The organism is Actinomadura sp. NPDC048955 (assembly GCF_040649435.1).
In the GTDB taxonomy this organism is placed as follows: Bacteria; Actinomycetota; Actinomycetes; order Streptosporangiales; family Streptosporangiaceae; genus Spirillospora; species Spirillospora luteofluorescens.
This window is the reverse complement of sequence record NZ_JBEZJI010000007.1, coordinates 120,882-135,605: the sequence shown is the minus strand read 5'-3', so window position 1 is coordinate 135,605 and position 14,724 is coordinate 120,882. Positions and strand designations below refer to the sequence as shown.

10 protein-coding genes are annotated in these 14,724 nt (G+C 72.9%); 2 read left to right on the top strand and 8 right to left on the bottom strand.

The genetic code is table 11. The features are described from left to right. Positions 1 to 31 precede the first annotated feature (31 nt). The 7 genes from sigJ to ppdK form a co-directional block, all read right to left on the bottom strand. Complete coding sequence (sigJ, locus tag AB0C84_RS09995) at positions 32 to 892, bottom strand: RNA polymerase sigma factor SigJ (RefSeq protein ID WP_361063488.1); 861 nt, start codon at positions 890 to 892, stop codon at positions 32 to 34. Between the two features lie 58 nt (positions 893 to 950). Continuing rightward, positions 951 to 1,403 (bottom strand): GtrA family protein, encoded by a 453-nt coding sequence (locus AB0C84_RS09990; protein ID WP_361063760.1) that lies wholly within the window; start codon positions 1,401 to 1,403, stop codon positions 951 to 953. Positions 1,404 to 1,496: 93 nt separating this feature from the next. Continuing rightward, complete coding sequence (locus AB0C84_RS09985) at positions 1,497 to 2,666, bottom strand: MFS transporter (protein ID WP_361063485.1); 1,170 nt, start codon at positions 2,664 to 2,666, stop codon at positions 1,497 to 1,499. Between the two features lie 48 nt (positions 2,667 to 2,714). Next, positions 2,715 to 3,941, bottom strand: a complete 1,227-nt coding sequence (locus AB0C84_RS09980) for an FAD-dependent oxidoreductase (RefSeq protein ID WP_361063482.1) — start codon at positions 3,939 to 3,941, stop codon at positions 2,715 to 2,717. 115 nt (positions 3,942 to 4,056) lie between these two features. Beyond that, positions 4,057 to 5,331: a deoxyguanosinetriphosphate triphosphohydrolase gene (locus tag AB0C84_RS09975; RefSeq protein WP_179843110.1), complete on the bottom strand. Its 1,275-nt coding sequence runs from the start codon at positions 5,329 to 5,331 to the stop codon at positions 4,057 to 4,059. Positions 5,332 to 5,364: 33 nt separating this feature from the next. Further along, entirely contained in the window at positions 5,365 to 6,180 is an 816-nt protein-coding gene (locus AB0C84_RS09970; protein ID WP_361063479.1) for a YdcF family protein, read from the bottom strand. Positions 6,181 to 6,303: 123 nt separating this feature from the next. Continuing rightward, positions 6,304 to 9,003, bottom strand: a complete 2,700-nt coding sequence (gene ppdK / locus AB0C84_RS09965) for a pyruvate, phosphate dikinase (RefSeq protein ID WP_361063476.1) — start codon at positions 9,001 to 9,003, stop codon at positions 6,304 to 6,306. A 330-nt stretch (positions 9,004 to 9,333) separates the two neighbouring features. On the opposite strand from ppdK, the gene AB0C84_RS09960 reads away from it, so the two are divergent. Both AB0C84_RS09960 and AB0C84_RS09955 read left to right on the top strand, forming a co-directional pair. After that, the gene (locus AB0C84_RS09960) at positions 9,334 to 11,220 is read left to right on the top strand and encodes a glycoside hydrolase family 15 protein (RefSeq protein WP_258938733.1); all 1,887 of its coding nucleotides are present in this window, start codon (positions 9,334 to 9,336) and stop codon (positions 11,218 to 11,220) included. 113 nt (positions 11,221 to 11,333) lie between these two features. Further along, the gene (locus AB0C84_RS09955; protein ID WP_361063473.1) at positions 11,334 to 12,362 is read left to right on the top strand and encodes a septum formation family protein; all 1,029 of its coding nucleotides are present in this window, start codon (positions 11,334 to 11,336) and stop codon (positions 12,360 to 12,362) included. Positions 12,363 to 12,417: 55 nt separating this feature from the next. On the opposite strand, the gene secD is transcribed toward AB0C84_RS09955, so the two are convergent. Further along, complete coding sequence (gene secD, locus AB0C84_RS09950; RefSeq protein WP_361063470.1) at positions 12,418 to 14,688, bottom strand: protein translocase subunit SecD; 2,271 nt, start codon at positions 14,686 to 14,688, stop codon at positions 12,418 to 12,420. Positions 14,689 to 14,724: the final 36 nt, after the last annotated feature.

Here is a 14,724-nt window from a genome sequence, read left to right as displayed (position 1 = left end):
CGCGCCGCGGCGTGGCGCGCGGGAGGCCGGCTCAGACCCCGCGCAGGGACGAGAGCTTCTCCGGGTTGAGGACCCGGCGGAGGACGGTGACCCGGCCGCCCTCGACCTCCACGGTGTCGACCGCGACCCGCCGGCCGTCCCGCAGCACCAGCAGCTCGCGGCGGCCGTTGACCTCCGCGTACTCCAGCCGCAGCGTCTTGCGGGCGCCGACGCGCACCAGCGCGGTCACCACCCGTCCCGCCCCGGCGATGACCTTGCGGGCGGCGAAGACGTGCCCGCCGCCGTCGGTGGTGTAGGTGGCGTCCGGGTCCAGCAGCGCCAGCAGCGCGGCCTCGTCGCCGCGCTCGTAGGCGGACCGGAAGGCCGCCAGCACCCGGTCGCGCTCGGCCGCCGGGGCCGGGCGCGGCGGCGCCGCCGCCGCGATCTTGCGGCGGGCGCGGGACGCGAGCTGCCGGCAGGCGGCGGCCGACCTGCCGAGCACCCCGGCGATCTGCTCGTAGGGCACCTCGAACGCCTGGTGCAGGACGAACGCGACGCGCTCCGGCGGCGACAGCTCCTCCATCACGATCAGCATCGCGGTGCCGACGGTCTCGTCCACGAGCACCGGCTCGGCGGCGTCCGGCCCGGTCAGCAGGGGTTCGGGCAGCCACGGCCCGACGTAGTCCACGCGCCGCGCGCGGGCGGAGCCCAGCACGTCGTAGGCGCGGCGCGCGGCCACCGTGAGCAGCCAGGCGCGCAGGTCGCGCACGTCGTCCAGCGACCCCCGAGCGGAGGCGCGCAGCCACACGTCCTGGGTGATGTCCTCGGCGTCCGCGACGCTCCCGGTGATCCGGTACGCGGCGCCGAACACCGCGGACCGGTGCTGGGCCCATTCGTCGTCGAGTCGGCTCACGCCCGCTCCGTGCCCCGGCCGTGCTCACGCGCGAGGGACGCCCCCCGCGGCCCCCGCTTCATGCCGTCGCGGGAGTGAACACCCACTTCTTGTACGACCAGTAGCGGAACGCCGAACCGAGGCCGACGCCCGCGAGGAGCCCCAGGTTGTAGGCGATCCCGCCGTGCAGGCCGAGCGTGTAGTAGGTGAAGCCGGTGCACAGCACCTGGATCAGCAGCCCGACGCCGTTGAGCGCGAAGAAGATCGCGACCTCCCGGCCGGAGCCGTCGCTGTCGCGGTGCCGGAACGTCCAGAACCGGTTGAGCAGGTAGGAGGACAGCGTGGACACCACGGTCGGCACGACGACGCTGGTGACCGGGCTGCCGCCGAGCCACGCCCGCATCAGGTTGGCGCCGAAGATCATGATCAGCGTGCCGAGGCACCCCACGAAACCGAAACTGAGCAGTTCGCTGAGGAAGGTCCGCACCGCCGGGGCGGAGGCGGCCGTTCCGGCCGGTCCCGACCGCTGCATGGTGCTCACTCGCCCAGACCTTACCTGAGTAGGACATATACAAAGGTCGTAACCCCACCAAAAGATCAACGGGCGCCGACGCCGGCGCCGTCGTCACCGCTCGGCCGTCACCGCCGCCGGGGCCAGCAGGACGATCAGCCCGACCAGCGCGACCGGGACGGCCAGCGCCCACGCCAGGCCCACGCCCTGCGCGATGAACCCGATGACGGGCGGGCCGCCGAGCAGGCCGAGATAGCCTACGCCGGTCACCCGGGCGATCCCCGCCGCGGGCGGCACCCCGGGCACGTTGCCCGCCGCGCTGAAGGTGACGGGGGCCACGACCGCGACGCCGAGGCCGAACAGCGTGAAACCGGCCACCGCCGCCGTGGGGTCGCCCGCCGCGAGCCCGAGACCGAGCCCGAGGGCGGCGACCAGCGAGCCGCCCCGCAGCACCGGCACGGGCCCGAAGCGCGCGACGACATGGTCGCCGGTGAGCCGACCCACGGTCATCGCCACCGCGCACCCCGCGTAGCCGAGCCCGGCCACGCCGGGCCCGGTGCCGAGGTTCTCCCGCAGGTAGATCGCGCTCCAGTCGGCCATGGCGCCCTCCCCCACGAACGAGCACAGCCCGATGACGCCCAGCATGACCAGCGGCCAGCGCGGGGAGCGCGCGGGCGCGGGGTCGTCCTCGTCCGGCTCGGGGAACGCGTCGGCGGAACGGTCGAGCAGGCCCCGGCAGCCGAAGGCCAGCACGGCGATCAGCACGGCCGCCGCGGCCGCCAGGTGCAGCGGGACGGGAACGCCCGCGTGCGCGGCCGCCGAGCCGGCCAGCGCCGCCAGCAGCGTCCCGATGCTGTAGGAGCCGTGCAGCCCGGACATCAGCGGGCGGCCGTAGCCGCGCTCCACGGCGACGCCCTGCGCGTTCATCGCCACGTCCATCAGGCCGAGCGAGGCGCCCATCAGCAGCAGCGAGAGGATCAGCGCGGCCAGGTTCCAGGCGAGGCCGAGCGGGACCAGCGCCAGCGCGCCGGCGGCCCCGGCCGCGATCGTCGTCGCGCGGCTGCCCCACCGGCCGACGATCCGCCCCGCGAAGCGGACGGCCGCGACGACGCCCACCGGCGCGCCGAGCAGCGCCACGCCCATCGCGCCCTCGCTCAGCCCGAGATGCTCCTTGATCTGCGGGATGCGGGCGACCCAGGCGGCGCCGAGCAGGCCGTGCGCGGCGAACGCCAGCGTCACGGCGGTGCGCGCCCGGGCCAGCGTCGTGATCTTCTCGGTAACCACTCGGCAGACTGTACGTGGCCGACGCGACCGGCCCGCCCGGCGGGCGCCTCACGCCAGGTCCGCGAGCGGCACCCCCGGATCGGCGAGGCGGGCGGCGTCCACCGGGCGCCCGGAGCGGATCAGCGCCTGGACGTCCCCGGTGACGTCCCACACGTTGACGTTCATGCCGGCGACGACGCGGCCGCCCGACAGCCAGAACGCGATGAACTCCCGCCCGGCGGCGTCCCCTCGGTACACGACCTCGTCGTACTCCCCCGGCGCCGCGACGCCCGACATCTCCATGCCGAGGTCGTACTGGTCGCTGAAGAAGTAAGGAAGCTGGTCGTAGACGACGTCCCGGCCGAGCATCGCGCGGGCCGCGGCGGGCCCGCCGTTCAGCGCGTTCGCCCAGTGCTCGACGCGGATCCTGCGGCCGAGCAGCGGGTGGTAGGCGTTGGCGACGTCCCCGGCCGCGTAGATGTCGGGGTCGGACGTGCGCAGCGACTGGTCGACGAGGATCCCGTCGGACACCTCGAGCCCGGCCTCCTCGGCGAGCCCGCTGTTCGGCCGCACCCCGATGCCCACGATCACGACGTCCGCGGGCACCTCGGCGCCGCCGGAGGTCACGACCGCCGACACCTGCCCGGCGCCCCAGAACCCGGCCACGCCCTCGTCCATCCGCAGGACGACGCCGTGCTCGCGGTGCAGGTCGGCGAACATCCCGCCGAGCTCGGGCCCCATCGCGGCGTGCAGCGGCACCGGCTCCGGTTCGATGACCGTCACCTCGTTGCCGTGCTCGCGGGCGGCGGCCGCCGCCTCCAGCCCGATCCAGCCCGCCCCGGCCACCACGACCCGGCGGCCGCCGGGCGCCAGCGCCTGCTTCAGCGCGGCCGAGTCGGCCATCGTCCGCAGGTAGTGGATGCCCTGGAGCTTGGAGCCCGGCACGTCCAGCCGCCGCGGGGAGGCGCCCGTCGCCAGCAGCAGCTTGTCGTAGGAGACCGGCTCCTTGGTGGACAGCCGGACCTGGTGCGCGTCCCGGTCGATGGACGCGACGGACGTGCCGACGCGCAGCTCCACGTCGTGCTTGTCGTACCAGTCCGCCTCGTGGACGTGGGCCTTGTCCCGGGGCTCCTTGTCCAGCAGGAACCCCTTGGACAGCGGAGGCCGCTCGTACGGCCGCTCGATCTCCTCACCGACCAGCAGCACCCTGCCCGCGAAGCCCTCCTCGCGGAGCGTCTCCGCCGCCTTGGCCCCGGCCAGGCTGGCGCCGGCGATGACGAACGTCTCCTCGGGCATGGTGACCTCCTGTAGTGGACCTGTAGCTATCCCTACAGCGGCCTCTGCCACGAGACAAGGGTTCGTCGTCTGGCGCGTCGAGCGCGTCGCTCCCCGCGCCGGCCCGCACCCCCGGTCAGTACCCGCGTCCGCCGAGCATGCGGTGGCGGGCCATCGCCGACAGATCGGTCAGGGAGGCGATCTGGTCGATCACGGCGCGCAGCCGGGCCGCGTCGTCGGAGGCGTCCACGAACGCGTCGCGGAAGCCCGGGTCGAGCGTGTCCGGCGCGCCCGCGAGCATCATCTCCGCGAGCTCGGTGATCAGAGTCCGCTGGCGGGCCCTGACCTCCTCGTGGCTGATCCACACGTAGTGCGCCGTGATGCCCTTGAGCAGGGCGTTCTCCAGCCGCTGCGCCCGCGGGACGATCAGCTCCGCCGCGTAGCGGGTGAGCGGGCGGTCGCCGTAGGCCTCCCGCGTCGCGGTCTCGGCGGCCAGGCAGAACCGCCCGATCAGCGTGCTGGTCAGGTTCTTGAGGGCGGCGAGGCTGCGCGGGGTGCCGTCGTAGCGGTCGGGCCAGTAGGGCTCGGCGAGCAGCGCGGCGAAGCGCTCCTCCAGCTCGGCCTGGCCGGCGTCGGGGCAGTACAGCTTGGCCGCCGTGGCGGCGACGAGCCGGCGCTCGGCGGGATCGGCGAGGCGGTTGAAGTCGACGTGCCCGGCGACCAGCGCGTCCTCCAGGTCGTGGACGGAGTAGGCGACGTCGTCGCTCCAGTCCATGACCTGGGCCTCGAAGCAGGTGCGGCCCGGCTCGGCGCCGTCGCGCACCCACCGCGCCACGTCCGCGTCGTCGTCGTAGACGCCGAACTTGCCGTTCACCGCCTCGGCCTGCGACCACGGGTACTTCATCGCGGCGTCCAGCGCGGCGCGGGTCAGGTTGAGGCCGACGCTGCGGCCGTACAGGGGCGGGCCGTCCGCGGCGAACGACTTCGGCTCCAGCCTCGTCAGGACGCGCAGGCTCTGCGCGTTGCCCTCGAACCCGCCGCAGTCGCGCGCGACGATGTCGAGCGCGTACTCCCCGTTGTGCCCGAACGGCGGATGCCCGATGTCGTGCGACAGGCACGCCGTCTCCACCAGGTCGGGGTCGCAGCCGAGCGACTTGCCCAGCTCGCGGCCGACCTGCGCGCACTCCAGCGAGTGGGTGAGGCGGGTGCGCAGGCTCTGCACGGTGTCGGCCACGGCGTCGGCGCCGGGCGAGGCGACCTGCGTCTTGGCGGCGAGCCTGCGGAGCGCCGCGCTGTGCAGGACCCGGGCCCGGTCGCGTTCGAACGCCGTGCGGTCGCGCCGCTTGGGGGGCTCGGGGGCCCAGCGTTCCTTGTCACGGCCGTCGTAGCCCGTGGTCACGTTGATCGTCATGTCCCTACCCAGGGTAGAGGGCCGCGGGGGCCCTCAACGGCCCGGCGAGGGCGTGGACGCGGGCGGGGGCGACGCCGGAGGCGACTCGGACGGGTCGATGTGGATCCGCTTGATGGTCTCGTCCGGCACCTGGACGCTCTTGCCCAGCAGCACGTACGACAGGTATCCGCCGGTCTCGCGGACGATGTAGTGGAACTGGGTGTCGCGGGTCTGCACGCTCGGGCCGCTGCGGGTCGGCGACGCGGCGGCCTTGATCCCGCTGTCCTCGGCCATCTTCTTGGAGCGCAGCCCGTGCCACGGGTCGGTGACGATCACGCCCGACGACCAGTGGTGCCGGTCGAACTCCTTGCCGACGGCCTTCATGCTCTCCAGCGTGTCGCGCCCGACGGGCACCTCGAAGACCCGGGAGGCGGGCACGCCGCCCCTGGTGATCAGCCAGTTGCGGCCGGCCCCGGCCTCGGTGTAGTTGTCGCCGGGCGCCTTGCCGCCCACCGTCACGATGGCCGGCGCGACGCCGCCGCGGTACAGCTCCAGGGCGTGCTGGAGCCGCCATTTCAGCGTCGGGGACGGCACCCCGTTGTACTGCGCGGCGCCCAGCACGATGATCGCGTCGGAGCGGGGGCGTTCGTCCTGGCGGGCCTGGTGCCAGATCCGCGCGCCGACGGCGAGCGGCGTCAGCACCGCGATCGCCAGCAGCCCCGCGACGATCCCGGCCGGGATCGTGAACCAGGGCGACCGGCGCCACCGGCCGCGCCCACGGCGCCGCCGCGGCCCGTCGGCCCGGTCGCCGGGCCCGTCCGTCTCGTCGTCTTCCGGCGTGAACTCCGGCAACTCCGCTTCCAACGTCATCGCATCGGACACGTTAGTGAGATGTTCCGGCATGTGCGCCAGGTTCGCCAGGACGGCGTGTCATCCGTCCCACAATCCCGGCGGCCGGTCCGGGCGTGCGGTGGCCGGCCGCCGGGCGGGACGTCAGCGGCTGTCGCTGCCCCCTGACGCGTTCGCGGCCTCGATGGCCGCGCGGCCCGCCTCCAGCCGCGCCACGGGGATGCGGAACGGGGAGCAGGACACGTAGTCGAGGCCGACCTCGTGGCAGAAGTGCACCGAGTCGGGGTCGCCGCCGTGCTCGCCGCAGATGCCGAGCTTGAGGCCGGGGCGCGCCCTGCGGCCCTCCTCGGCGGCGATCCGCACGAGCCTGCCGACGCCCTCGCGGTCGAGGGTCTCGAACGGCGACACCCCGAAGATCCCGAGTTCCAGGTAGCGGGAGAAGAACGCCGCCTCGACGTCGTCGCGGGAGAAGCCCCAGGTCGTCTGGGTGAGGTCGTTGGTGCCGAAGGAGAAGAACTCGGCGGCCTCGGCGATCTGCCCCGCGGTCAGCGCCGCCCGGGGCAGCTCGATCATCGTGCCGATCAGCGCCGGCACGTCCACCCCGGTCGACTCCCGGACCGCGGCGAGGATGCCGCGCGCCTCGTCCCGGACGGCCTCCAGCTCCTGGACCGCCCCGACCAGCGGGATCATGATCTCCGGGCGCGGGTCGCCGCCCGCCCGGCTGCGCGCCGCCGCGGCCTCGGCGATCGCCCGCACCTGCATGGCGAACAGACCGGGAATCACCAAACCGAGCCGCACGCCGCGCAGGCCCAGCATAGGGTTCTGCTCGTGCAGTCGGTTGACTGCTTCGAGCAGTCTCCGGTCCTTGGCGTCCGCTTCGTCGCCCGCGAGCGCGACCCTGACCGACAGCTCGGTGATGTCGGGGAGGAACTCGTGCAGCGGCGGGTCGATGAGCCGGATGGTGACGGGCAGTCCGTCCATCGCCTCGAAGATGCCCTCGAAGTCGCTCTTCTGGAGCGGCTCCAGGGCGTCCAGCGCGGCCTGCCGCCCGTCGTCGTCCTCGGCGAGGATGAGCTTCTCGACGAGCTGCCGCCGGTCGCCGAGGAACATGTGCTCGGTGCGGCACAGCCCGATGCCGGCGGCGCCGAACCGGCGGGCCCGGGCGGAGTCCCCCGGGTTGTCGGCGTTCGCGCGGACCTTCAGCGCGGCCCGCGCGTCGGCGTGCTCCATGACGCGGTGCACGGCCTTGACCAGGTCGTCGCCGTCCCCGGCCGGGAGCTGCCCCTCGAAGTAGCGGACGACGGGCGAGTCCTCGACGGGCACCTCCCCGAGGTAGACCTCGCCGGACGACCCGTCGATCGAGATGACGTCGCCCTCCCTGACGGTGACGCCGCCGGGCGCGGTGAAGTGGCCGCCCTTGACGTCGACGTCGAGCTCCTCGGCCCCGCAGACGCACGTCTTGCCCATGCCGCGGGCGACGACCGCGGCGTGCGAGGTCTTGCCGCCGCGGGAGGTCAGGACGCCCTTGGCCGCGACCATGCCGGCGAGGTCGTCGGGGTTGGTCTCGCGGCGGACGAGGATCACCTCCTCCCCGCGTCCGGCCAGCTCCACGGCGCGCTCGGAGGTGAACACGGCCTTGCCGACGGCCGCGCCCGGCGAGGCGTTCATGCCCTTGGTGATCTTCTGGACGCCGTCCACCCGGTCGGAGAAGCGGGGGAACATGAGCTGGGCGAGCTGATCGCCGGTGACGCGGCGGGCGGCCTCGTCCAGGTCGATGAGCCCCTGGTCGAGCAGCTGGCAGGCGATCCGGAACGCCGCGCCGGCGGTCCGCTTGCCGACCCGGGTCTGCAGCATCCACAGCTTCCCGCGCTCGATCGTGAACTCGATGTCGCACATGTCGCGGTAGTGGTTCTCCAGCGTCTCCATGATTTCGAGAAGCCGGTCGTAGGACGCCTTGTCGATGCGCTCCAGTTCCTTCAGCGGGACGGTGTTGCGGATGCCGGCGACGACGTCCTCGCCCTGGGCGTTCTGCAGGTAGTCGCCGTAGATGCCCTGCTGCCCGGAGGCGGGGTCGCGGGTGAAGGCCACGCCCGTCCCCGAGTCCAGGCCCATGTTGCCGAAGACCATCGAGCAGATGTTGACGGCCGTGCCGAGGTCGACGGGGATGCGCTCCTGCCGCCGGTAGAGGATGGCGCGGGGGGCGTTCCACGAGTCGAACACCGCCTCGACCGCCAGGTCCATCTGCTCGCGCGGGTCGGTCGGGAACTCGCGGCCCGCCTTCTCCCGTACGATGACCTTGAACCGGTCGACGAGCTCCCTGAGGTCGGCGGCGGTGAGGTCCCCGTCGTCGTCGCTCCCCCGGGCCCGCTTGACGTCCTCGACGGCGTCCTCGAACAGGTCGCCGTCGATGTCCATGACCGTCTTGCCGAACATCTGGATCAGCCGGCGGTAGGAGTCCCAGGCGAACCGCTCGTCGCCCGCCTGCGCGGCGAGGCCGTGCACGGACTCGTCGTTCAGCCCGACGTTGAGGACGGTCTCCATCATGCCCGGCATGCTGAACTTGGCGCCGGACCGTACGCTGACCAGGAGAGGGTCGTCGCTCTGGCCGAGCTTCTTGCCCATCGCCGACTCCAGGGCGGCCAGGTGGCGGTTCACCTCGTCCGCCAGGCCGTCCGGCAGGCTCCCGTGCTCAAGGTAGTGCCGGCAGGCCTCCGCGGTGATCGTGAACCCCGGCGGCACGGGCAGCCCGAGATTGGTCATCTCGGCCAGGTTGGCGCCCTTGCCCCCCAGGAGATCCTTGAGGTCCTTGTTTCCCTCAGTGAAGTCGTACACGAACTTCCGCACGGGGAGCTCCTTCTCGCTCCGGTTCCACCCAGTGGCAGTTCCAGGCCCGCCTCCGCGGGGCGCGCCGCACCGCGTCACCCCAGGCGGCGGCGGGTCCGCTGCCCTGTTTGCCGGGACTGTACCCGCGAACCCGGGACTTGCTCGGCGCCCGGTGCGCCGAGGGGAGTTTTCCCAGCTCAGACTGCGGATAGTGGTCTATTCCAATAGGGAGACCAGGGACACACCGCTGTCAACCGCCCTCCCCGGGGACCCCGTCCCCCGGGAGGCGGCCCGTACCCAAGACATGCCCATCGCGCGTGAGAGGGAATGATGAATCAAGGAGGTGACGTTGTGAGGCCGAAGGTCGCCGGCGGCCGGGCGGGAGATCCGTTCGCCCCCATCGCCGATTTCGGGTTCCTGTCCGACTGCGAGACGACCGCCCTGGTCGCGCCCAGCGGAAACATCGAGTGGATGTGCCTGCCCCGGATGGACTCGCCCAGCGTGTTCGGCTCCATCCTGGACCGCGACGCCGGATACTTCCGGGTCGGCCCGGCGGGGGTGGAGGTGCCCGCCGCGCAGCGCTACATCCCGGGAACCATGGTGATGGAGACCACCTGGTGGGTGCACGGCGGCTGGCTCGTGGTCACGGACGCGCTGCTCATGGGCCCGTGGCACCACGAGACGGAACGGTCCCACACGCACCGCAGGGCGCCCACCGACTACGACGCCGACCACGTCCTGTTGCGGATGGTGCGGTGCGTGAACGGGCAGGTACAGGTCCGGCTCGACTGCATGCCGGTGTTCGACTACGGGCAGACGCCGGCGCGCTGGGAGCACACCGGCTCCGGCTACCACGAGGCCGTCGCGCGCGGCAACGGCGTCGGGCTGCGCCTGTCCACCGACATGAACGTCGGGTTCGAGGGGTCGCTGGCCACGTCCCGGACGCTGCTGAAGCAGGGCGAGTCCAGGTTCGTGGCGCTGTCCTGGAGCGAGCACGCGGCGCCCTCGTCGTGGGAGGAGGCGCAGGACCGGCTCGTCTGGACCGTCCACCACTGGCAGCACTGGCTCGACCGGGGCCGCTTCCCCGACCATCCGTGGCGCAGCCACCTGCAGCGCAGCGCGCTGACCCTGAAGGGCCTGACGTTCGCCCCGTCCGGCGCGGTCGCGGCCGCGGCGACGACGTCGCTGCCCGAGACGCCGGGCGGCGACCGGAACTGGGACTACCGCTACACCTGGATCCGCGACTCCACGATGGCCCTCTGGGCGTTCTACACGCTCGGCTACGACTGGGAGGCCAACGACTTCTTCTACTTCATCACCGACGTCGCCGAGGCCGCCGAGGGCAAGCTGCAGATCATGTACGGGCTGGACGGGCGCGAGGAGCTGCCCGAGTCCACGCTCGACCACCTCACCGGCTACGACAACGCCCGCCCGGTGCGCATCGGCAACGAGGCGTACATGCAGGCGCAGCACGACGTGTGGGGCGCGATCATCGGCTCCATCTACCTGTTCGTGCGCAAGCGGGACCGGCTCGACGACCGGCTGTGGAAGATCGTCGTCAAGCAGGTCGAGGACGCGCTCGCCAACTGGCGCACGCCCGACTGCGGCATGTGGGAGGTGCGCGGCGAGCCGCAGCACTTCACCTCCTCCAAGGTGTTCTGCTGGGTCGCGGCCGACCGCGGGGCGCGGCTCGCCCGCATCCGCGGCGACCAGGAGCGGGCGCTCCGCTGGCAGGCCGCGGCCGACGAGATCCACGCCGACGTGCTCGCCAACGCGCTGGACGAGCGCGGCGTCTTCACCGCCCACTACGGCGCGACGGCCCTGGACGCCTCGGCCCTGCTGATCCCGCTGCTCGGCTTCCTGCCCGCCGACGACAAGCGCGTCCGGGAGACCGTCCTCGCCATCGCCGACGAGCTGTCGGAGGACGACCTCGTCCTGCGCTACCGCGCGGGCGAGACCGACGACGGGTTCGAGTCGGACGAGGGCACCTTCACGATCTGCTCCTTCTGGCTCGTCAGCACCCTGGTGATGGTCGGCGAGCTGGAGCGGGCCCGCGCCCTGTGCGAGAAGCTGCTGTCCTACGCGAGCCCCCTGCAGCTGTACGCCGAGGAGATCGACCCCCACACCGGCCGCCACCTCGGCAACTTCCCGCAGGCGTTCACCCACCTGGCGCTGATCAACGCGGTCATGCAGGTGATCAGGGCGGAGAACTCCTCGGACCAGCCGCCCCTGGCCTGACCCCCGGACCCGTGGCCGGGCCCGTCCCCGGCCACGGGATTCCTTGATCACGAGTGGGCGACGACCGCCCCGAAACACGGGTTCCTCCGGGTCGTCCGGCCTACGGTTTCGCCGTGAGCACGCCACCATCCCCTGACGACGTCCCGGAGACGCCCGCGCCGACCCCCGCCTGGGCGCCCCCGGACACGCTCGCCTCCACGCCGGAGGCCCCCGCGGCCCCGTCCTTCGAGACGCTCCCCGCCGCTGAGCACGGACCTGCTCCCCTGGCCGGAGGACCGCCGGCGCCGGTACGGAAGAAGCGGATCGCCATCGTCCTGGCCGCCACCGCGGTCCTGACGCTGGCCGCGGTGGTCGCAGGCTCGATCGTCTGGCCAAGGCTCGGCGCGTCGGACCGCGACCGGAAGGGCCGCGAGGTGACGGCCTCGGGGCTGCGCGCCGGCGACTGCTTCGAGGGCGGCGCCGTGAAACCCACCGACACGGTGACGGTCGTTCCGTGCACGCGGCCCCACACCAGCGAGGTCGTGGCCCGGCCGGTCCTCCCCGACGAGCCGTATCCGGGCTCGATGGAGGTCTATCTGCAGGCCAAGGAACTGTGCATGGCACGGAGCCTGCACCTCCTGAAGAGCCGGCACTTCGAGGATCTCGATGCGGCCCTTCTCGGCGGTGACGAGCAACTCTGGACGAAGGGCGACCGGTCGGTGATCTGCGTCATGCACTACCGGGGCACGGCGGGCCCGCTCACCACGCCGCTCGCGCAGACCATCGACCCGAACCGCAAGTTCTACCAGGAACTGCAGGTGGGCGACTGCGTGGCGAAGGGGCGGCCGGAGGTCCCGGTGAGCATCACCGTCGCCTGCACCGAACCTCATGAGAGCCAGGTGTACGCGACCGACTGGATCGAGCTGGACGCAGAGTACGCGCCCGGTGACTTCCCGCCCTATCCCGGCCAGAGCGCCATGGAGAAGAGGGCGGGCCGCCTCTGTGACGAGCAGGGGCGGAAGATCCTCGCACACGACTCGCTCCCGGATGGCCTGCGACTCGGCTACCTCGCGCCGGACAAGGTCAACTGGCGCGAGGGCATCCTGGCGATGGTGTGCCTGGTTCAGTCGGCGGCTCCGCTGCGCAGCTCTGTGCTGCCCTGACCGTGCGGTCCGTGACCGCCGCGCTCGGGACGGCGAGCGCGGCGGTCGCGGTGGGTCAGACGACCGCTCCCGAACTGTCGGGGGTGCGGTGGACCGGTCTGGACTTCTGCTTGCGCTGGGGTGGCGGGGCCTTGGTGTGGCGCTCCAGGACGACCGCCAGCGGCGTCGCGGTGAAGACGCTGGAGTAGGTGCCGACGACGATGCCGATCAGTAGCGCGATGGCGAAGTCCGTCAGGGAGTCGCCGCCGAGGACGGCCAGCGCCGCCAGGATGAACAGGGCGCCCACGCCGGTGTTGATCGTCCGCGGGACGGTCTGCAGCGTGCCGCGGTTCGCGATGTCGGCGAACCGGCCCTTCGGATTCGCGGCCCACATCTCCCGGACGCGGTCGAACACCACGACCGAGTCGTTCACCGAGTAGCCGATGATCGTGAGCAGCGCGGCGAGGAAGACGCCGTCGATCGGTTTGCCCAGCCAGGCGAAGATCCCGGTGACGATCGCGATGTCGTGGAACATGGCGAGCACCGAGCCCGCCGCGAACGTCCAGCGGAACCGGAGCGTCAGGTAGGCGAGCTGGGCCAGCAGGGCCACGCCGAGGGCGATGAGGGCCTTGGTCCGCAGCTCGTCGCCGAGGCTGGGGCCGATCAGCTCGTCGCGCTGCTTGGCGGCGCCGCCGCCCTCCTTCGCGAGGGCGTCCTGGATGCGCTTCTCCTCCGCGTTGCTCAGGTCGGCCGTCCGGACCGAGATGTCGTCCTTCCCGGAGGTCTGGACGACGGCGCGCGGGAACCCGGCCTCGGCGACGGCGGCGCGGGCGGTGTCGATGTCGACGTGCCTGGAGGTGGAGTACTCGACCAGGCGTCCGCCGGTGAACTCCACGCCGAAGTTCAGGCCGCGGGCGAAGATCCCCGTGACGGCGAGGACGACGGCGAGCGCGGACAGGCCGAGCCACAGCCGGCTGCGCTTCATCAGGTCGGGGCCGCTCTCCTCCAGCCACCGCCGGATGCGGCCGGCGCCGCCGATCCCGCCCGCCCTGCCCTTGCTGAGCCGGGGCATGCGGGCGGCGGCGGCGTCGGTGAGCACCCGGCTCAGCAGCATCGCGGAGACGAGGGACCCCAGCACGCCGATGACCAGCGTGACGCCGAAGCCCTTCACCGGCCCGGAGGCCAGGAAGAACAGCAGGCCGGCGGCCAGCAGGGTGGTGGCGGCCGAGTCGGCGATCGCCGACCACGCCTTGTTGAACCCGACGCCCAGTGCGGTCCGCGCGCTGCGGCCCGGTGCCGCGGCGCGCTCCTCTCTGGCGCGTTCGAAGGCCAGCACGTTGGCGTCGATCGCCATGCCGATGGCCAGGACGAACCCGGCGAGGCCGGGCAGCGTCAGGGTGGCGCCGACCGCGACGAGGGCGCCGTAGGAGATCAGCGCGTACCCGGCGAGGGCGACCGTGGCGAGCAGGCCCGCCAGCCGGTAGACGGCCACGATGAACAGGCCGGTCAGGATGATGCCGATGACGGCGGCGCGGGCGCTGGCGTCGATCGCCGCGTCGCCGAGCGTCGGGCCCACCACCCGCTGCTCGATGATCTTCACGGGGACGGGCAGCGAGCCGCCCTGGATGAGCGCCGCGAGGTCCTTGGCCTCGGAGGGGCTGAAGTCCCCGGTGATCTGGGTGGAGCCGCCGGTGATGCCGACGCCGCAGGCGACGCTCTCGGTGACCTGCGGCGAGGAGATCACCTTGCCGTCCAGCACGATGGCGACGCGCCGCTCGTCGCCGGCCGCGCAGGCGGCCTTGGCGGTGAGCCGCTCCCAGGTGGCGCCCCCGCCGCCCTTGAACCGGACGTCGACGGCCCAGCCGCCGAGGTTCTGCGGGTCGTAGGAGGCGCTCGCCGAGCCGATCCCGGCGCCGGTGAGCGCCGCGGGGCCGATCAGGATCCGCTGCCCGCTCTCGTCGGGGATCAGCTGCTGCCCCTGCGCCGGCGCGCCCGCCCCGGCCAGCACCGGGTGGGCGGTGAGCTGCGCGGTCTTGCCGATGGCCGCGGCGGCGCGGGTCGGGTCCTGGACGTCCGGCAGCTCGACGATCAGCCGCCGGTCGCCGGACCGGGTGATGGACGACTCGGCGACCCCGAGCGCGTCGACGCGCCGGTGCAGCACCTCGCGGGCGCGGTCGGTGGACTCCCGGTCGGCCTTCACGGCCGGGGAGTCCTGGGTCTCCAGGACGATCTGGGTGCCGCCGCGGAGGTCGAGGCCGAGGCGGGCGGGTTTGGACCAGGCGAAGTAGAACGATGTGGCGAGCACGGCGAACGCCAGTACCGCCCGCACCACGTTGGCGCGAGTCAAGGGGAACCTCCACGCGGAGACGTCGGCACCGCACGT

Coding starts and splice junctions, on each gene's coding strand:
- AB0C84_RS09990 (WP_361063760.1), bottom strand. CDS start 1,403: ATGCAGCGGTCGGGACCGGCCGGAACGGCCGCCTCCGCCCCGGCGGTG.
- AB0C84_RS09980 (WP_361063482.1), bottom strand. CDS start 3,941: ATGCCCGAGGAGACGTTCGTCATCGCCGGCGCCAGCCTGGCCGGGGCC.
- AB0C84_RS09975 (WP_179843110.1), bottom strand. CDS start 5,331: ATGACGATCAACGTGACCACGGGCTACGACGGCCGTGACAAGGAACGC.
- AB0C84_RS09970 (WP_361063479.1), bottom strand. CDS start 6,180: ATGACGTTGGAAGCGGAGTTGCCGGAGTTCACGCCGGAAGACGACGAG.